The sequence below is a fragment of the Enterobacter huaxiensis genome, assembly GCF_003594935.2.
Lineage (GTDB): Bacteria > Pseudomonadota > Gammaproteobacteria > Enterobacterales > Enterobacteriaceae > Enterobacter > Enterobacter huaxiensis.
Genome location: NZ_CP043342.1, coordinates 2785062 through 2804513 on the forward strand (window position 1 = coordinate 2785062; position 19452 = coordinate 2804513).

15 protein-coding genes and 1 other RNA gene are annotated in these 19452 nt (G+C 57.1%); 9 read left to right on the forward strand and 7 right to left on the reverse strand.

The features are described 5' to 3' along the window. Nucleotides 1–7: 7 nt before the first annotated feature. Entirely contained in the window at nucleotides 8–1228 is a 1221-nt protein-coding gene (locus D5067_RS13320; RefSeq protein ID WP_119934540.1) for a diguanylate phosphodiesterase, read from the reverse strand. A gap of 340 nt (nucleotides 1229–1568) precedes the next feature. Here D5067_RS13320 and ycgZ point away from each other — a divergent pair, with 340 nt between their 5' ends. From ycgZ to fdhF, 4 genes are all read left to right on the forward strand, one after another. Continuing rightward, complete coding sequence (gene ycgZ, locus D5067_RS13325) at nucleotides 1569–1808, forward strand: regulatory protein YcgZ (RefSeq protein ID WP_119934541.1); 240 nt, start codon at nucleotides 1569–1571, stop codon at nucleotides 1806–1808. 3 nt (nucleotides 1809–1811) lie between these two features. Then, on the forward strand, nucleotides 1812–2132 hold the full coding sequence (locus tag D5067_RS13330; protein ID WP_119934542.1) for a hypothetical protein: 321 nt from the start codon (nucleotides 1812–1814) through the stop codon (nucleotides 2130–2132). A gap of 29 nt (nucleotides 2133–2161) precedes the next feature. After that, nucleotides 2162–2440, forward strand: a complete 279-nt coding sequence (locus D5067_RS13335; protein WP_119934543.1) for a biofilm development regulator YmgB/AriR family protein — start codon at nucleotides 2162–2164, stop codon at nucleotides 2438–2440. 191 nt (nucleotides 2441–2631) lie between these two features. Continuing rightward, on the forward strand, nucleotides 2632–4782 hold the full coding sequence (gene fdhF, locus D5067_RS13340; protein WP_119934544.1) for a formate dehydrogenase subunit alpha: 2151 nt from the start codon (nucleotides 2632–2634) through the stop codon (nucleotides 4780–4782). A gap of 95 nt (nucleotides 4783–4877) precedes the next feature. Here fdhF and D5067_RS13345 read toward each other — a convergent pair whose 3' ends face one another. The 3 genes from D5067_RS13345 to ydiJ form a co-directional block, all read right to left on the reverse strand. Then, entirely contained in the window at nucleotides 4878–5072 is a 195-nt protein-coding gene (locus tag D5067_RS13345; RefSeq protein ID WP_119934545.1) for a YdiH family protein, read from the reverse strand. An 85-nt stretch (nucleotides 5073–5157) separates the two neighbouring features. Next, nucleotides 5158–5568, reverse strand: coding sequence for a 1,4-dihydroxy-2-naphthoyl-CoA hydrolase (gene menI / locus D5067_RS13350; RefSeq protein WP_119934546.1), 411 nt, complete (start codon nucleotides 5566–5568; stop codon nucleotides 5158–5160). Next, nucleotides 5565–8621: a D-2-hydroxyglutarate dehydrogenase YdiJ gene (ydiJ, locus tag D5067_RS13355; RefSeq protein WP_119934547.1), complete on the reverse strand. Its 3057-nt coding sequence runs from the start codon at nucleotides 8619–8621 to the stop codon at nucleotides 5565–5567. Before ydiJ ends, menI begins: the two co-directional genes overlap by 4 nt. 198 nt (nucleotides 8622–8819) lie before the next feature. Between ydiJ and ydiK the strand changes: the two genes are divergently transcribed. Both ydiK and rprA read left to right on the forward strand, forming a co-directional pair. Beyond that, a complete protein-coding gene (gene ydiK / locus D5067_RS13360; protein WP_119934548.1) occupies nucleotides 8820–9935 on the forward strand; it encodes an AI-2E family transporter YdiK in 1116 nt (371 codons plus the stop codon). A gap of 207 nt (nucleotides 9936–10142) precedes the next feature. Next, nucleotides 10143–10250, forward strand: an RNA gene (gene rprA / locus D5067_RS13365) — antisense sRNA RprA. 4 nt (nucleotides 10251–10254) lie between these two features. Here rprA and D5067_RS13370 read toward each other — a convergent pair. The 3 genes from D5067_RS13370 to ppsA all read right to left on the reverse strand — a co-directional run bounded on the left by D5067_RS13370 (nucleotide 10255) and on the right by ppsA (nucleotide 16645). Further along, nucleotides 10255–12630 carry a glycoside hydrolase family 3 N-terminal domain-containing protein gene (locus D5067_RS13370; protein WP_119934549.1) on the reverse strand — a complete coding sequence of 792 codons (2376 nt, stop codon included), beginning with the start codon at nucleotides 12628–12630 and terminating at the stop codon, nucleotides 10255–10257. 3 nt (nucleotides 12631–12633) lie between these two features. After that, nucleotides 12634–14034, reverse strand: coding sequence for an MFS transporter (locus D5067_RS13375; RefSeq protein ID WP_119934550.1), 1401 nt, complete (start codon nucleotides 14032–14034; stop codon nucleotides 12634–12636). Between the two features lie 232 nt (nucleotides 14035–14266). After that, on the reverse strand, nucleotides 14267–16645 hold the full coding sequence (gene ppsA, locus D5067_RS13380; RefSeq protein WP_119934551.1) for a phosphoenolpyruvate synthase: 2379 nt from the start codon (nucleotides 16643–16645) through the stop codon (nucleotides 14267–14269). A gap of 335 nt (nucleotides 16646–16980) precedes the next feature. On the opposite strand from ppsA, the gene ppsR reads away from it, so the two are divergent. From ppsR to hemP, 3 genes are all read left to right on the forward strand, one after another. Continuing rightward, nucleotides 16981–17814, forward strand: a complete 834-nt coding sequence (gene ppsR, locus D5067_RS13385; RefSeq protein WP_119934552.1) for a posphoenolpyruvate synthetase regulatory kinase/phosphorylase PpsR — start codon at nucleotides 16981–16983, stop codon at nucleotides 17812–17814. 152 nt (nucleotides 17815–17966) lie between these two features. Then, nucleotides 17967–19013: a 3-deoxy-7-phosphoheptulonate synthase AroH gene (gene aroH, locus D5067_RS13390; protein WP_119934553.1), complete on the forward strand. Its 1047-nt coding sequence runs from the start codon at nucleotides 17967–17969 to the stop codon at nucleotides 19011–19013. 244 nt (nucleotides 19014–19257) lie between these two features. After that, nucleotides 19258–19446 carry a hemin uptake protein HemP gene (hemP, locus tag D5067_RS13395; RefSeq protein ID WP_119934554.1) on the forward strand — a complete coding sequence of 63 codons (189 nt, stop codon included), beginning with the start codon at nucleotides 19258–19260 and terminating at the stop codon, nucleotides 19444–19446. Nucleotides 19447–19452 lie beyond the last annotated feature (6 nt).

The window sequence follows — 19452 nt, forward strand, 5'->3', positions numbered from 1 at the left end:
AGGAATCTCAAAACTCAACCTTTTTCTCAGGCCAGGCGATCGTCGGAATCCCCCCGAGTCGCGGGCCGGCAAACAGGTGCCCCTGGAACTGTGAGATACCCGCAGATTCAAGCCACATCCACTCCTCAGCAAGCTCCACGCCCACCGCGCAGAACTGAATCTCCAGCGATGCACAGCATTTGATGATGGCTTGTACAATCGCCTGCCTTGGGCCGCTCTTGTGTACATTGGCAATCAAATCACGATTAATCTTAATTCTGTCCGGCTGGAACTGGGCGAGAAGCTGTAAGCCCGCAAAACCTGCGCCGAAGTGATCGATCGTCACGCTAATGCCCGCGCTCTTAAGCTGCCTGACCGAGTGGGTAAACTCATCGAATCGTGAGATCGCCTCACTCTCCGTAAACTCCACCACAATCTGCTCCGGCACAAAGCCGTTGGCTTCGATGGCGGTAAGCAGGTAATCCACCGCGTGCGGGACGTTAACCAGCGTCATCGGCAGCAGGTTGATTGACAGCGTTTGCGTCTGCAGCCCCAGCGCGCTGGCCATAGAGAGCGCAACCTGCTTGCTTCGCAGGTCAGCCTCATACAGTTCTTCACGCGGCAGGCTGGCAAAGTACGCGCCGGGCGAATCGCCGGACGGCGTGCGGATAAGCGCTTCCCATGAGACAACCTCCTGCATGAAGGGGTCAACAATGGGCTGGAAGGCGAAACTGCAGTCTGCCCCTTTTGCCACTACCTCAGGCTGCGCTGACAGCGCCGTCTCTTCGGGAATGAAATCCCAGGCATCCGCCGGCGGGAGCTCAAAATAGTTGGCTTTTTCCGTTGCCTCAACGAAGGTGCGGAAAAACTGCAGGGCGCGGTCGTTATAGGTCAACTGGTACTTCGTCGTGCCTTTATCCAGGACCTGCTGCAGGACTTCATCCGTGTCGTATTTGCGCAGGTCAAACAGCTCCATGCCGACATTGCCGAAGCGTCGGCTGGGGCCGTGGTCGCACAACAGTTCAACCACGTTGTGATGGCGCGGGTCACAGCAAATACGCTCATAAATTGCCGCCACCTTTTCCGCTGGCCCTTCGAGTAATTGAAAAAAATGCGTGCCGTTAAACAGCAGGATCCCCGTGACATCGGAGTGCCGGTTTTTACTATTTGCAGCATCTACCATTTCTTCCAGCGCTTTAACTGGAACGTTCTCGCAGATATGACTGCGGTAAATGATGGTTGTTAGCATGCTATTCCTGGGGATAAAGGGGTTGGCCACGAAACAGACGTGGGTAGAGTTTGGTTATAGCACATTAATTGCCTGACAAATAATTTACATCTCAATGATTTAGGGCCTTTACAAAGGGCTATTTCCCACTTGTACAACTCTTCTAAGCCAGCCGCGGTTGTACAATATATCCTGTGACGATAACGTTAAACAAGCAGTGTGTAAGTTAATGATAAATAGATACATTATAAAATATATCAAGAAAATATTAAAAATCTGTACATTTTGTATGTACAGATTTAAAAATAATGTATACCTTAATTGTAACGTTAGTTATTACGATTATTTACAGGAGCGAAACATGAACCAGAACGGTTATGTCGCAGATTCAGCAGCAGCCATTGCGCAGTACTTCGAAAAAGCCGCGCTTCCTACCCAACAGGAGACGCTGGGCCAGGTGGTTGTTGAAATTCTTAGCGACGGGCGAAATCTGAATCGCAAATCGCTCTGCACCAAACTGTTAAGTCGCCTCGAAAAGGCCGATGGCCCGGAAGAGGAACAGCACTATCACATGCTGCTTGGCCTGCTCTTCGAACGGTAACGTATGAACAGCAGTGACGCAGATCGCCTGATCGACCAGCTTATCGGTGAAGCCGTTCTTTCCCTCCTGAAAGAGCGAGGCCCGGTAACTACCGATGCACTGGTCCAGCGCCTGCGGAGCATGAAAGCGCATGAAAAGAATCCCCAGCGGCGGGAGACACTTGCGGTGGTGATTGCCGAAATAGGTTCAAACACCATCGCCTTTAAACGTCACAGCACCGCGCAGGGACGAACCGTAAGAGAGGGATCTCTTAAACATAACAGAGACAATGTAGTGCCTTTATTTGGAAATGGAAAACCGTCCGATCCCAAGAAAATACATTGACTACAACCTTACAGCTACGGTGAGAACACATGAGACAAAATATTCAGCTTCAACCCGAATACCATTCCGCTTTTTTAGATAGCGCGTTATCGGAGTACTTCCGTCACGCAGGCGAAAGATTTGCTGAAGAGTCCGCTGTTTTTTCTAATGCAGTACGCTGCGTCCTTGCCTCGGAAGGGCATCTGACGAATAAGGCAATTATTCTGTGGTTGATCCAGACCCTGGAAGCAACGGACGACGTGGTTCAGGCTGACGTAATCCGCAAAACGCTGGAAATCGTAGTGGGCTACACCATGGACGATCTTTAACCCCCTTTTCCAGCAACGGCTAACGTGTCATCGTCAGTTCTGACGAACAGGCTGACGATGACACCCCTCCTCCCTTCCGTAATCCCCTCTAATCCTGAAACGACAATCTGGCATGGTTCCTGCAATGACCCTCTCACGGGACTGGATTTACCAGTTATACATTGCTTCATTTCTTAACAGGTCTGTTATTGATGAAAAAAATCGCCAGCGTCTGCCCCTACTGTGGTGCGGGCTGTAAACTCAATCTTGTCGTCGATCGTAACCGAATTATCCGTGCTGAAGCCGCTGACGGCGTGACCAACCAGGGCACGCTATGTCTGAAAGGCTTTTACGGCTGGGACTTTCTTAACGATACCCGCCTGCTGACGCCCCGCCTGACGCAACCCATGATCCGCTACAGTAAAGGCGAGGCGTTCACGTCCGTTACCTGGGAAGAGGCCATCCGCTATACCGCCCACAGGCTTAAGGGCATTAAAGAGCAGTTCGGCCCCCGCGCCATTATGACCACCGGGTCCTCCAGAGGAACGGGCAACGAAACCAACTACGTGATGCAGAAATTTGCCCGCGCGGTGCTCAACACTAACAACGTGGACTGCTGCGCCCGCGTCTGTCACGGCCCGTCCGTTGCCGGGTTGCAGGAAACGCTGGGCAACGGCGCGATGAGCAACTCCATCAACGACATCGAAAACTCAAAATGTTTGCTGGTGTTTGGCTACAACTGCGCGGACTCTCACCCGATCGTCGCCCGCCGCGTGCTGAAAGCGCGTGAGAAAGGGGCGAAAATCATCGTCTGCGATCCGCGGCGTATCGAAACGGCACGCATTGCCGATCAGCATCTGCAGCTTAAAAACGGCAGCAATATGGCGCTGGTTAATGCCTTCGGCTATGTCCTGCTGGAAGAGGAGCTGTACGATAAAAACTACGTGGCGCGCTTCGCGGAAGGGCTTGAGGCCTATCGCCAGATCGTCAAGGATTACGCGCCTGAGAAGGTTGAACACCTGACGGGCATTCCCGCCCGCGACGTTCGCCAGGCGATGCGTACCTTCGCCGCCGCCCCTTCCGCCACGGTGATGTGGGGCATGGGCGTCACGCAGTTTGGCCAGGCGGTGGACGTGGTGAAAGGGCTTTCAAGCCTGGCGCTGCTGACCGGGAACCTTGGTCGCCCGGCGGTGGGCGTTGGCCCGGTTCGCGGTCAAAACAACGTGCAGGGCGCGTGCGACATGGGCGTGCTGCCCAACATGTTCCCGGGCTATCAGGATGTCACCGACCCGGCCGTCCGGCAGAAATTTGCCGATGCGTGGGAAATCGACGTCGCCCGCATGGACGACCGCGTCGGCACGCGCATTACCGAAGTCCCTCACCTCGCGCTGGAGGGTAAGGTTAAAGCCTATTACATCATGGGAGAAGATCCTCTCCAGACGGAGGCCGACCTCGGGCTGGTGCGCCGCGGCTTTGAGGCGCTCGATTTCGTCGTTGTTCAGGACATTTTTATGACCAAAACGGCGGAAGTAGCCGACGTTCTGCTCCCCACCACCTCCTGGGGTGAGCACGGCGGCGTCTTTACCTGCGCCGATCGCGGCTTCCAGCGTTTCGGCAAGGCCGTAGAGGCCTGCGGCAGCGTGAAGCGCGACTGGGAAATCATCAGCCTGCTCGCCACCGAGATGGGCTACCCAATGCACTACGACTCGAACCAGCAGATTTGGGACGAGATGCGCGAGCTGTGCCCGCTGTTCTACGGCGTGACGTACGAGAAAATGGGCGAGATGGGCCACGTTCAGTGGCCGTGCCCGACGCTCGACCACCCCGGTACGCCGCACCTGTACAAAGACAATAAGTTTGACACCCCGACGGGCAAAGGCCAGCTGTTTGCCGCCGCCTGGCGCGCCCCGGCTGAAACGCCGGATGAGGATTATCCGTTGGTGCTCTGCACGGTACGCGAAGTGGGACATTACTCCTGTCGATCCATGACCGGCAACTGCGCCGCCCTGCAAAGCCTGGCCGACGAGCCGGGACGCGTGCAGATGAACCCTGCCGACGCGGATAAACTGGGCATTGCCGACGGCCAGCTGGTCTGGGTGCGGTCACGCAGGGGCAAGGTCATTACCCGCGCCAGCATCAGCGAGCGAATTAATGCCGGAGCCGTCTATATGACCTATCAGTGGTGGATTGGCGCCTGCAACGAGCTGACGCAGGATAATCTCGACCCGGTCTCCAAAACGCCGGAAACGAAATACTGCGCGGTGCAGCTGGAGGGGATTGAGGACCAGCGCTGGGCCGAGGACTATGCTGCCTCTGCCTATCAAAACATGAAGACGCGGCTGATCGATGCGGTAAACGTCTGAATGCGTTGCCGGGAGGCGGCTGCGCCTGACCCGGCCCTAACACTCAGGATTGTTCGAAACAAAAAAGGCCGCAGTCGCGGCCTTTTTACTCACACTCAATGGACGTGAACGCCCAACCGCCAGGCAAAGTAGATCTCTTCTTTCAGTTCATTCGAAGAGAGCGCCAGCAAATCTGCAAATTCCAGCTCAAGCTGTTTCAGCTTTTTCAGGTACTGCGCCGGAGACAGATTGCTCTTATCGCGACGTAAATATTCGGTTGCCAGCTGGGTCGGGTTTAATTCGTTATCCATGATGTCCTCGCTTATGTACAAATCCTGACCAGTATATCACATCGGACTGGCTAGTTTTTGACCAAAGGCAAAACATCTCATAACTTTACACCACCGCCGTCGTCAGCCTTGAGGAGCAGCACAGGCGGTCCTGCTCATCCAGAATATCAATCTGCCAGACCTGATGACGGCTACCCGCATGAAGCGCGCGGCAGATACCGCGCACCTGACCGCTGCGCACGGAACGGATATGGTTGGCATTGACCTCCAGCCCGACAACCTTGTGCTCTCCTTCGGTACACAAATAGCCCGCGACCGAACCCAGCGTCTCCGCCAGCACGACGGACGCGCCGCCGTGCAGTAAGCCAAACGGCTGATGGGTGCGGCTATCGACGGGCATCGTCGCTTCCAGATCGTTCTCACCGATACGGGTGAACTGAATATCCAGCAGCCCCACCATGTTTCCCTCGCCCATGGCGTTGAGCGCCTGCAGCGTTACCGCGCGTTTCCAGATCATCCGATAATCTCCAGTAAAGCCTGTAAGGGGTGGCGTACGCCGTTGCCTTCAACGCGTTTGACCTGGCTGCGGCAGGAGTAGCCCGTTGCCAGACAGCGGTTGCGCGGCAAACGCTGCATCGCCTGATGCCACGAAAGCTCGTAGATACCGAGCGAATTGCTGTGGTTTTTGACTTCATGTCCGTAGGTGCCCGCCATGCCGCAGCAGCCCACGCTCACGTTCTCCAGCTTCGCGCCAAAGCGGGCGAAAATAGAAGCCCACTGAGCTGGCGCCCCCGGCAGTGCCGTGACTTCGGTGCAGTGCCCAAACAGATACCACGGCTCACCGCTGGCCTCACCCGTGGCGGTTTGCTGCAACGCCGCCGGCAGCCACTCGTGTACCAGCATAACGTGGAAATCACCGCGATTTTCGCCCAGCGTCTGCTTGTACTCATCGCGGTAGCACAGTACCAGCGCCGGATCGACGCCGACCATAGGTATCCCGAGCTGCGCCACGCGATTCAGGAAGTCAGACGTTTTCTGCGCCGTCTTCGCAAAACGGGTCAGGAAGCCCTTAATGTGCTGCGCCTTGCCGTTCGGGGAGAACGGCAGCACAACCGGCTGGTAGCCCACTTTTTCCGCCAGACGGATAAAATCGGCCACCACCTGCGCATCGTAATAACTGGTAAACGGATCCTGCACCACCAGCACTACGTTCGCTTTTTGCGCATCGCTCAGCGCTTCGAGCTGTTCCAGCGTCATGTTTGCCGAGCGGTGTCCCACCAGCCGGCGCTGCAGCGACGGTGTCGAGAGCAGCGGCAGATCCACCATTCCGATATGTTTTTCGGAAAGCTTGCGCACCAGCGGCTGATTGATAAAGAAGTTGAAGGTCCTCGGCGCACGGGCCATCAGCGGGGCATAGCTTTCAACCGTTGCCACCAGATGGTCGCGCACTGGGCGCAGGTAGCGCGTGTGGTAGAGCTGCAGGAAGCGCGAGCGGAACTCCGGCACGTCGATTTTGATCGGACACTGCGTCGAACAGGCCTTGCAGGCCAGGCAGCCTGACATGGCCTCTTTCACCTCATGCGAGAAGTCGTATTCGCCTTTATTCGCATGCCAGCTGTTGCGGGTACGTTCGATAAGGGAACGCAGGCTGGCGCGTTTTTCCGGCAGTTCCTGCTCAAGCTTGAGCGGGTCGACGCCGCGGTCCGCCAGCAGTCGCAGCCACTCGCGCACCAGCGTCGCACGCCCTTTTGGCGAGTGAATACGGTTGCTGGTGATTTTCATCGACGGACACATCGGGCTCTTTACATCGAAGTTAAAGCACAGGCCGTTGCCGTTGCACTCCATCGCGCCGCGCCAGGATGAGCGTACCGCAATCGGGATTTGTCGGTCATAGGTACCGCGCTTGACGGCATCAACCTGCAGCATCGGCGCGTCAACGCCCTCCGGCGGGCAAATCTTGCCCGGATTAAGACGGTTGTCCGGGTCAAAAGCCGCTTTGACCTTTCGCAGCTCGCCAAAAAGCTGTTCGCCGAAGAACGCCGGGCTGTACTGCGCGCGGAAACCTTTTCCGTGTTCGCCCCACAGCAGGCCGCCGTATTTCGCGGTTAAGGCCACCACGTCGTCGGAGATCTCTTTCATCAGGATCTCCTGCTGCGGATCGCACATATCCAGCGCCGGACGCACGTGCAGCACGCCCGCGTCCACGTGGCCGAACATGCCGTAGCTCAGACCGTGGCTGTCCAGCAGCGCGCGGAACTCAACGATATAATCCGCCAGATGCTCCGGCGGCACGCAGGTGTCTTCCGCAAACGGGATAGGCTTGGCTGCGCCTTTGGCGTTGCCAAGCAGCCCCACCGCCTTTTTACGCATCGCGTAGATCCGCTCAATGCCGGAAAGATCGTTACACAGCTGCCAGCCAATCACGCCGCCCTCGCCCTGCGCGATGAGTTCGTCCAGACGCTGACACAGCGTCGTCACCTGGCCTTCAATCAGCTCGGCGTCATCGCCGGCAAACTCCACGATGTTGAGGCCGAGCATCTCTTTATCCGGCACGTCGGCGATCAGCTCGCTCACGGAGTGCCAGACGATGTCTTCCCGCGCCAGGTTCAGCACCTTAGAGTCAACGGTTTCGACGGACAGCGCCCGCGCGTCCACCATAAACGGCGCGTTGCGCAGCGCAGAATCAAAGGAGCTGTATTTGACGTTCACCAGGCGGCGCACCTTCGGCAGGCGGGTGATGTCCAGCCGCGCCTCGGTGATAAACGCCAGCGTCCCTTCTGAGCCGGTCAGCACGCGGGTCAAATCAAACTGGGTTAGATCGTCGTTAAAGACATGGCGCAGGTCGTAGCCCGTCAGGAAGCGGTTCAGCTTCGGGAATTTATCGAGGATCAGCTGCCGGTTGTCTCGACAGCGTTCCAGTACGGTACGATAAATTCGCCCGCTTGCGGTGCTCTCTTTGCCCAGCGTTTCGGCCAGCTCGACCGGCATCGGCTGGGTATCCAGAATATCGCCCCCCAGCAGCACGGCGCGCACGCCCATCACGTGATCCGAGGTTTTGCCGTAGACCAGCGAACCCTGCCCTGAGGCATCGGTGTTGATCATCCCGCCAATCGTGGCGCGGTTGCTGGTGGACAGCTCCGGGGCAAAGAAATAGCCGTAAGGCTTAAGGTATTGGTTGAGCTGATCTTTAATCACCCCCGCTTCTACGCGCACCCACCCCTCTTCAGGGTTGATTTCAATAATGCGGTTCATATAGCGGGACATATCGATGATGATGCCCTGATTCAACGCCTGTCCGTTGGTGCCGGTACCGCCGCCGCGCGGGGTAAACACCAGTGAGGTAAAACGCTCCTGGGAGGCCAGACGTGCAATCAGCGCCACATCCGCCGTGGATCGGGGGAAAACGACGGCATCGGGAAGAAGCTGGTAGATACTGTTATCGGTCGCCATCGTTAGCCTGTCGGCGTAATTCGTGGCGGTATCACCTGTAAAACCCTGTTGCTCCAGTGCCTGCAAAAAATTGAGCACCAGCTGAACGACGCCAGGTGCCTGAGAAATCTGTGGGATCATGACTGTCGACCCTAATTAGAGTTGTATGAAATCGTTTGCGTGTATCTTAAAAGTTTTATCACATTTTTTTCTTATAATCTCTGCTGAATTACAGGCAGAATCCGCCTGTCAAAAATCGCGGGAATCACTAATGATTAGAGAGAAGCGGTTTACGTTCTCGCCGGCCGTGCTGGCGTTCATTTAAGGAAAGTTTCATTTATGGTCAATCTTCGCCAGCCCAGGGATGTTGCGCAAATTTTGCTGTCGGTGCTGTTCTTAGCCCTCATGATTATTGCGTGTCTGTGGATTGTTCAACCTTTCGTGCTCGGCTTCGCGTGGGCCGCCACCGTCGTCGTCGCCACCTGGCCTTTGCTGTTGCGTTTGCAGAAGCTCCTGTTTGGGCGACGCGGCCTGGCCGTGCTGGTCATGACGCTGCTGCTGTTCCTGCTGTTCATTATTCCGATTGCCCTGCTGGTTAACAGCCTGGTTGACTCCAGCGGCCCGGTGATTCGCGCCGTCACCAGCGGCGATTTAACCCCGCCGGATCTCGACTGGCTAAACAGCATTCCGCTGGTAGGTGCAAAGCTTTATGGCGCCTGGCATGGCCTGCTTGAGATGGGCGGCAGCGCGCTGATGGCGAAAGTGCGCCCTTATATTGGCACCACCACCACCTGGTTCGTCGGGCAGGCCGCGCACATTGGCCGCTTTATGATGCACTGTGCCCTGATGCTGCTCTTCAGCGCCCTGCTGTACTGGCGCGGTGAGCAAGTCGCTTTAGGGGTTCGCCACTTCGCCACGCGACTGGCAGGCAAACGCGGCGACGCTGCGGTGCTGCTGGCGGCGCAGGCCGTGCGTGCCGTTGCGCTTGGCGTGGTAGTCACTGCACTGGTGCAGGCGGTGCTGGGCGGCATTGGTCTGGCTATTTCGGGTGTCCCCTACGCCACGGTCTTCACCGTTATCATGCTGATGACCTGCCTTGCGCAGCTTGGGCCATTGCTGGTGCTGGTGCCCGCCATCATTTGGCTCTACTGGACGGGCGATACAACCTGGGGCACCGTGCTTCTGGTCTGGAGCTGCGTGGTCGGCACCATGGACAACGTCATTCGTCCGATACTGATCCGCATGGGTGCTGATTTACCGTTGATTCTGATCCTGTCAGGCGTTATCGGCGGGTTAATTGCGTTTGGGATGATCGGCCTCTTTATTGGCCCGGTGCTGCTCGCGGTGACCTGGCGACTCTTCTCCGCCTGGGTGCACGAAGTGCCGCCGCCGGGAACTGACCCGGACGTGATTTTGAGCGAGCTTGAGGAGCTGGAAGACAAGAACAAGCAGTGATGTTTGTGCCGGGTGGCGCTGCGCTTACCCGGCCTACACTCTCCGCTGGTATACTTAAGCAACGTTAAACTATTTATTCCCTGAACACTGGTCTGACCCGCCGTTTCGCCCTTAACGCTGTCATTCATCTCAATAAATCTTTACGCCTCTTAAACTATTGAGACGAATCTGATCGACGCTAAATAACACAATGCCTACTATTACCACACGGTTATAAATCAACACCTTGGTTTATAAGCATGGAAATCCCCTGAGTGAAACAACGAATTGCTGTGTGTAGTCTTTGCCCATCTCCCACGATGGGCTTTTTTTTGTCCTTTTATCCGCGCGTCACTTCACAACGGCTCATCATTTTCCACTCGCCCGCCAGCACCCGCGTCTCCCCGGTCACGTCCACCGTCACTACGTCACGGATATCCGCCGACGATGCGCCGACCTGCAGCTCAAATTCACCGGGCTCCACGATGCGCTTGCCGTCCCGACGGGTAAAGTTGAACATCTCAACCGGTAGCGTAACGGTCAGCGTGGCGGTTTCGCCCGGCGAGAGCGTGACGCGCTGGAAGGCCTTCAGCTCCTGAAGAGGCCGAACCTGCGTGGCGACCTTATCCCGCACGTAGACCTGCACCACCTCGCTGCCGCTGCGTTCACCGGTGTTGGTGATATCGAGCTTTAACACCGCCTCACCGTCAACCGGTACGCGAGTTTCGACAACGCGTGCGGCACTCCAGCTAAACGTTGTCCAGCCAAGCCCAAAGCCGAACGGGTAACGGGAGCCGAAATGGAACGCGAACGGCGTCCCGCCGCTTTTAAGCTTGTGATTGTAGTAGTACGGCATCGCCCCCGCGCTCTTCGGCACGCTGACCACCAGCCTGCCCTGCGGCTCGGCGCGTCCGGTGAGCACATCGGCGATCGCCCAGCCCCCCTCCTGCCCCGGCGCCCAGGCCATCATCAGCGCCGCCACCTTATCCTCCAGCCCCTGCAGGTTGTACGGGCGCCCGCCGGTCATCACCACAATCACCGGTTTACCCGTTGCGACCAGCGCCTCCAGGAGATGCTGCTGCACGCCCGGCAGGTTCAGGGAGTCGGTATCTGACCCTTCCCCTACGGTACCGCTCTGGAACAGCCCGGCAAGATCGCCCACGCAGGCGACCACCACGTCGCTCTCTTGCGCCGCGCTCACGGCCTCTGGAATCAGTGCGGTACTCAGCGACACCGGCGACTGCTGCATCGGCTTACCGCCGCTGTCGCCCGGGAAGACCGGCGCGCCCGCCATGCGCTTTTCAATGATGTGACAGCCTTTGGCGTAACGCACCTGCGATGCCCCAAGATAGTGCTCCAGCGCCGCGCGCGGGGTCGTCACCTGCGAGGTCTCTTCCACCATATCGCTGATGATCAGGTGCACCGGGAAGCTGTAGCCGCTCAGCAGGGCAAGCGGATCGTCAGCCGTCGGGCCGACCACCGCCACGCGCGGTTTGCCGCCGAGGGGTAAAATACCGTTGTTTTCCAGCAGGGTCATCGAGCGGGTGGCAACGTCACGCGCCGCCTGCCGGGTAGCGTCATTCTGCAAATCAATGCCGTGCTCATCGGCGTACGGTTTTTCAAACAGCCCGAGACGGAATTTCTCCGTCAGCGTGCGCGCAACGATTTCATCCACTTTCGCCATAGAAATCAGGCCCCGCTCTACCGCGTCGGCGAGATGGCGCGCGCAGTCATCTTTCGGCAGCTCAACGTCCAGCCCGGCGTTAAACGCCAGCGCGGCGGACTCCGCTGCATCGTGGGAAATTCCGTGGTGCTGATGCAGCAGGCTGACGCCGCCGTAGTCCGCCACGATGATGCCGTCGAAGCCCCACTGCTCGCGCAGGACGGTGGTAAGCAGGAAGCTGTCGCTGTGCCCCGGCTGATTATCAATATCGTGGTAGGCGGGCATGACCGAACCGGCGTTCGCCAGCTTCACCGCCATCTCGAACGGCAGCAGGAAGGTGTCGTTCAGCTCGCTGAAGCCGAGGTGCACCGGGGCGTGATTGCGCGCGCCTTCGCTAAACGAGTGGCCGACGTAATGCTTGAGGGTCGCCAGCAGATCGCGCTTCTCGCCCTGCAGCCCTTTGACGTACGCCGTTGCCATCACCCCCACCAGCCACGGGTCTTCGCCGAAGGTCTCTTCGGTACGCCCCCAGCGCACGTCGCGGGAAACGTCCAGCACCGGCGCCAGCCCCTGCTGGCACCCCACGGAGCGCGCCTCTTTACCAATCTGTTCTGCCGCACGCTGCACCAGCGCCGGATCCCAGGTTGAGCCGTAGTTGAGCGAGGACGGGAACAGCGTGGCGTCTTTGCACAGCAGGCCCACCAGGCACTCTTCATGGAACAGCGCCGGAATGCCGAGCCGCGTCTCCTCCATCATCATGCGCTGCAGGCGATTGGCCGCGCGCACGCCGGTTTTGGCAGCGACAATATGGGTGCCCAGCGGACGCGTGATTTGACCTACTCCCAGCTTCAGCCGCTCGCTGAGCGCGGCCTGCTCGCTCACCCCCGCAAATTCATCGCTCAGATCGCTGCGCTCGCGGTTGTTGCCGTTTTCGTCGAGGATCAGCCAGTAGGCGTGCATCTGGGCAAACTTCTCTTCCGGGGTCATGCGCGCCAGCAGATCGGCGACGCGCTCCTGTACCGGACGTCCCGCGTCCTTATAGATAGCCGTCATGTTTTACTCCTGTATTGCAGAATGAGTTGCCGGGCTGAGCGGTCCTGCTTCGGGCCGCACGTCGCGCTTGTCTGCCAGTTCGCGGGCGATCGAATCCACCAGCCGGCTGTTAAGTTTGTAGATGGAGAGCAGCGCCACCATGCAGAGGAAAAGCGCGCAGGGGATGAGCGTAAACAGGGCATTGATGGTCGAAAGCACGTGGGGCGCCTGGGTTGCCTGACCCGGCGCGTAATCCACCACGCCGAGCACCCAGCCTACAACCGCGCCACCCAGCGCCAGGCCAAACTTGATGGCAAACAGCGCGGTGGAGAAGACCAGCCCGTCCAGCCGACGGCCGCTGCGGTGCTCCTCGTAGTCAACCACGTCAGAGAACATGGTCCACTGGAGCGGCGTGGTGAGGTTTTGAATAAAGCTGAAAACGATGTTCAGGCCGAATATCAGCCACACCTGAGAGGGAGGAATGAAGAATATCAGCGCACCAAATATAACAAAGGAAATAATGGTCCACTGATAGGCACGCACGCGGTCAAATTTTCCCAGCAGGCGTTCTGATAATAATGCACCGCTCAAGGACGCCACCATGCCGGAAACTATAAAGGCAAAAACCAGCTCCGGGCGCAGCAGCACATAGTTAACGTAATACATCGTCGCGGACCCGCGCGTCACCACGGCGGTTAACAGCAAAATATTAAACAGGAAAACAATCCGCCACTGGCTGTTTCCCGCCAGCAGCGTTAAATCAGTGAGCATGGAGCCGGAGGTGTCATTACGGGGAGAATAACGCTCGCGGGTCATAAAGAAGCAGCAGAAGAATAAAACAATGCCCAGCAGCCCCATCAGACTCATCGCATAGAAATAGCCTTTCTGCACGTTACCCTGGCCCAGATGAGACACCAGAGGCAGGGCAATCACCGTCACAATCAATCCGCCGATAAACGACAGGCCAAAGCGCCAGGACTGCAGCGAGTGGCGTTCACGCGGATCCAGCGTCAGCGCGCCGGGCATGGCGCAGTAAGGCACGTTAATCGCCGAATAGATCAGGCTCAGAATGGCGTAGGTCACGCAGGCATAGACGATTTTCCCGGTCGGCCCGACGTCCGGCACATAGAAGGTGATGAGGCAGCTCACGCCAAAGGGAATAGCAAACCACAGCAGCCAGGGACGAAAGCGGCCGTGGCGCGTCTGAGTGCGATCCACCAGCGCGCCGATACAGGGGTCGACAAATGCGTCCACCACGCGAACCACTAAAAACATGGTTCCCATGATCGCCGCCGGTAAACCGAAAACGTCCGTATAAAAATAAGCAAGAAATAACGTTGCCGTTTGCCAGACCAGCGCGCTGGCCATATCACCTAAGCCATAGCCTATTTTGTCTTTAGTACGCAAAACAGAGGAGAGTGTCATTTGTTATTTGCCTTTTTATCAGGTTAAAACGTATTTCAACCAGTCGCGCATCATGTAGGGTAATGCGCGGTAAGGCTCAAGTATTAGCAACGGTTTGCGCGCTAACAATTGTCTAAATTAACAGACAAATTATGATATTTGGTTTTTTGCTTTATTTGTGATGGGGAGCATATTCGCAGGGAAATAAAAAAGGCGAGGAATAATTCCTCGCCTTTTTACCGGGTATTCGCCGTTACTTATTCAGTTCCGCCAGGCTCAGCCAAGTTTGCACCACGGTGTCCGGGTTCAGGGAGAGGCTGTCAATTCCCTCCTCCATCAGCCAGGCCGCAAAGTCCTCATGGTCGGACGGCCCCTGACCGCAGATCCCGACGTATTTACCCTGTTTCTTCGCCGCGCGGATGGACATCGACAGCAGCGCTTTCACCGCCTCGTTACGCTCGTCGAACAGTTCGGAGACCACGCCGGAGTCGCGGTCCAGGCCCAGCGCAAGCTGCGTCATGTCGTTAGACCCGATAGAGAAGCCGTCGAAGTGCTCAAGGAACTGGTCGGCAAGCAGGGCGTTGGATGGGATCTCACACATCATGATGATCTTCAGCCCGTTCTCGCCGCGCTTCAGCCCCTGACGCGCCAGCTCGTCCACAACGGCTTTCGCCTGATCCACGGTGCGCACGAACGGGATCATGATCTCCACGTTGGTCAGCCCCATGTCGTTGCGCACGCGTTTCACGGCGTCACACTCCAGCGCGAAGCAGTCGCGGAAGCTGTCTGACACGTAGCGTCCGGCGCCGCGGAAGCCCAGCATCGGGTTCTCTTCTTCCGGCTCGTAGCGCTCGCCGCCCACCAGGTTGGCGTATTCATTGGACTTAAAGTCCGACAGGCGCACGATAACGCGTTTCGGGTAGAACGCCGCGCCGAGCGTGGCGATCCCTTCGGTCAGGCGGCCAACGTAGAATTCTCGCGGCGAGTCGTAGCCCTTCATCATCTCGCGAATTTCGTTCTGCAGCTTCGCGTCCTGGTCGTCGAACTCCAGCAGCGCGCGCGGGTGAACGCCAATCATACGGTTGATGATGAATTCCAGACGCGCCAGGCCCACGCCCTCGTTCGGCAGGCAGGCGAAGTCAAACGCGCGGTCCGGGTTGCCGACGTTCATCATGATCTTCAGCGGCAGGTCCGGCATGGTGTCCACGCTGGAGCTTTTCACGCTGAAGTCGAGGATATCGGCGTACACGTAGCCGGTGTCGCCTTCCGCACAGGAGACGGTCACTTTCTCGTCGTCCTTCATGCGTTCGGTCGCATCGCCGCAGCCGACAACCGCCGGGATCCCCAGCTCGCGGGCGATGATCGCCGCGTGACAGGTACGGCCGCCGCGGTTGGTGACGATAGCCGCCGCTTTCTTCATGATCGGTTCCCAGTCCGGGTCGGTCATGTCGGTCACCAGCACGTCGCCTGGCTGAATGCGGTTCATCTCGCTGATGTCATGGATAACTTTCACCGGACCGGCACCGATGCGGTGGCCGATTGCGCGCCCTTCCGCCACGATTTTGCCCTGCGCGTGCAGCGTATAACGCTCCATCACCTGACCACGGGAACGCACGGTTTCCGGGCGCGCCTGCACGATAAACAGCTTGCCGGTATGGCCGTCCTTCGCCCATTCGATATCCATCGGACGGCCGTAGTGTTTTTCGATCTGCACCGCCTGCTTCGCCAGCTCTTCCACTTCGGCGTCGGTCAGCGAGAAGCGGTCACGCTGCTCCTGCGGCACGTCTTCAATCGTTACCTGCTTGCCGTGCTCCTGGGTTGGGGCATAGATCATGCGAATTTTTTTCGAGCCCATGGTGCGGCGCACGACGGAAGGACGGTTGGCCGCCAGCGTCGGTTTGTGCACGTAGAACTCATCAGGGTTCACTGCGCCCTGCACCACCATCTCACCCAGACCCCACGCGGAGGTGATAAACACCACCTGGTCAAAGCCCGATTCGGTATCGATGGAGAACATCACGCCGGAAGATCCCACGTCGGAACGCACCATGCGCTGCACGCCAGCCGAAAGCGCCACGCCGCGATGGTCATAGCCCTGATGCACGCGATAGGAGATGGCGCGGTCGTTAAAGAGGGAAGCAAACACGTGCTTCACCGCCACCAGCACCGCGTCGTAGCCCTGAACGTTTAGGAAGGTTTCCTGCTGTCCGGCAAACGACGCGTCGGGCATATCCTCTGCGGTGGCAGAGGAACGGACGGCGAAGGAGGCCTGCGCATCGTCAGCGGAAAGCTGGTTGTATGCGTCATGGATGGCGTGTTCCAGTTCCGGCTGGAAAGGTGTGTCGATAATCCACTGGCGGATTTGTGACCCGGCTTTGGCAAGCTCGGTAACGTCATCAATATCCGTTTTATCCAGCAGGTCGTAAATGCGCTGGTTTACGCCGCTCTGGTCTAAAAACAGGTTAAACGCATCGGCAGTTGTGGCAAACCCGTTCGGTACGGAGACACCCATACCGGACAGATTTGTAATCATTTCACCCAGGGAGGCATTTTTGCCTCCAACTCTGTCTACATCATTCATGCCGAGTTGGTTATACCAAAGCACCAGCGGTGACGAGCCATTGTTGGACATCGAAACAATCCTTTTGTGATATTTGATCGGAGTAAGAAACACCTGACTACGTATTTATACTGGCATATTTACTTCCGCTAAAAAAACGGTGAATCGTGTAAGCAATTTAAATTATCAACTTTTCGGACACTTTCCCTACAATCGCTAACCCGATGATTACTATAGATTCCATCAAAAACCACAGAAACAAAGCTGCTATATGGAAAATGAAATCCACTTTTCAGGAAAATTAAAAACACCATTTCATTTTAAATTAGGACAAGTTCGTTGATGTGTATTTAACTTTTTTAATTTATGCTTTCAGACAATTAGGTCTGATATTCAGGGTGGGTAAAATGGATAGTGCTGTCGATCGCCACGTTTTTTATATTTCTGACGGTACGGCGATCACCGCCGAGGTGTTGGGCCACGCGGTGATGTCCCAGTTCCCGGTTTCGATTAACAGCATTACGCTGCCGTTTGTGGAAAATGAGAGCCGCGCCAGGGCGGTTAAAGACCAGATTGACGCCATTTACCAGCAGACCGGTATTCGCCCGCTGGTCTTCTATTCCATCGTTATTCCCGAAATTCGCAACATCATTTTGCAAAGTGAAGGGTTTTGCCAGGATATCGTACAGGCGCTGGTCGCCCCGCTTCAGAGCGAACTGAAGCTCGACCCCACGCCGATTGCCCACCGTACTCACGGGCTGAACCCGGGAAACCTGATTAAGTACGACGCGCGTATCGCGGCGATTGATTATACCCTGGCCCATGATGACGGGATTTCGATGCGCAACCTTGACCAGGCGCAGGTCATTTTGCTCGGCGTCTCGCGCTGCGGCAAAACGCCGACCAGCCTCTACCTGGCGATGCAGTTTGGCATTCGTGCGGCAAACTACCCCTTTATTGCCGATGATATGGATAACCTGGTCCTGCCCGCCGCCCTTAAGCCGCTGCAGCATAAGCTGTTTGGCCTGACCATCAACCCGGAACGCCTGGCGGCGATACGCGAAGAACGCCGCGAGAACAGCCGCTACGCCTCAATGCGTCAGTGCCGAATGGAAGTCTCCGAGGTTGAAGCCCTGTACCGTAAAAACCAGATCCCGTGGCTCAACAGTACTAACTACTCGGTAGAAGAAATCGCCACCAAAATCCTCGATATCATGGGGCTGAATCGCCGCATGTACTAATATGCTAGTACATTAATCCAAATTCAGCTATCATTATGCGCATCATCGGGGCGAACGTGCCCCGAACTTGAAATCAGCAGGGATTGGTTTAAGGTGATGCCCATCACTTCCCGGTAGTCTGCCGATGAAGCAAAAAATTTCTGAGATATCCCATGAATAAAACCGACGAACTCCGCACAGCGCGCATTGATAGCCTGGTGACACCGGCTGAACTGGCACAGCGGCATCCCGTTTCCGCAGGCGTTGCGGAACACGTGACGGCCTCCCGCCGTCGCATTGAAAAAATCCTTAACGGTGAAGACAAGCGCCTTCTGGTGGTCATTGGTCCCTGCTCCATTCACGATCTGGATGCGGCAATGGATTATGCAAAGCGCCTCCAGGGGATGCGTGAAAAGTATCAGGATCGCCTTGAGATCGTCATGCGCACCTACTTTGAAAAACCGCGCACCGTGGTGGGCTGGAAGGGGCTAATTTCCGACCCTGACCTGAACGGCAGCTATCGCGTGAACCACGGTATCGAGCTGGCGCGCAAGCTGCTGCTGCAGGTGAACGAGCTGGGCGTGCCGACCGCAACCGAGTTTCTCGATATGGTGACCGGACAGTTTATCGCCGACCTGATCGGCTGGGGCGCCATTGGCGCGCGCACCACGGAAAGCCAGATCCATCGTGAAATGGCATCTGCCCTCTCCTGCCCGGTCGGCTTTAAAAACGGCACCGATGGCAACACCCGAATCGCCGTCGATGCCATCCGCGCCTCCCGCGCCAGCCATATGTTCCTCTCGCCGGATAAAACCGGCCAGATGACCATCTATCAGACCAGCGGCAACCCTTACGGGCATATCATCATGCGCGGTGGGAAAAAACCGAACTACCATGCGGAAGATCTTGCGGCAGCCTGCGAAACGCTGGCGGAGTTCGACCTGCCGGAACATCTGGTGGTGGACTTCAGCCACGGCAACTGTCAGAAACAGCACCGCCGTCAGCTGGACGTCTGCGATGAGATTTGCCAGCAGATCCGCAGCGGATCGACCGCGGTGGCCGGCATTATGGCGGAAAGCTTCATCAAGGAAGGTACGCAGAAAATCGTTGCCGGACAGCAGATGGTGTACGGCCAGTCGATCACCGACCCGTGCCTGAGCTGGGAAGACAGCGAGCTGCTGCTGGAGAAGCTGGCAGCTGCAGTAGACAGCCGCTTCTAAAACATTTGTCGGGTGGCGGCTTCGCCTTACCCGACCTACGGTTCGTGCCCTTCTCCCTCTCCCCATGGGAGAGGGTCGTGCCCTTCTCCCTCTCTCTGTGGGAGAGGATCGGGGTGAGGGCAGCAGGCCGCACCTCCCCCCAAATTTGATCCCGTCACACAATTTTCACAAAAACGCTTGCCGTCAATTTGCAGTTTATTGATAATGATTATCATTGTTACATTGATTGTTATTTATAAACATTATGTCACGTACGAATAACAGCGCGGCAACGCCAACAAAATTACACACAGCGCCTACCCCATCCCCCCCCGATCGCCGGATTGACAGCAAAAGCCTTCTGGGTGATGAGGGGCGGGTCATTATCGAGCATGACGGCCAGCACTACCTGCTGCGCCAGACCCATGCCGGTAAACTGATCCTCACGAAATAAATTACA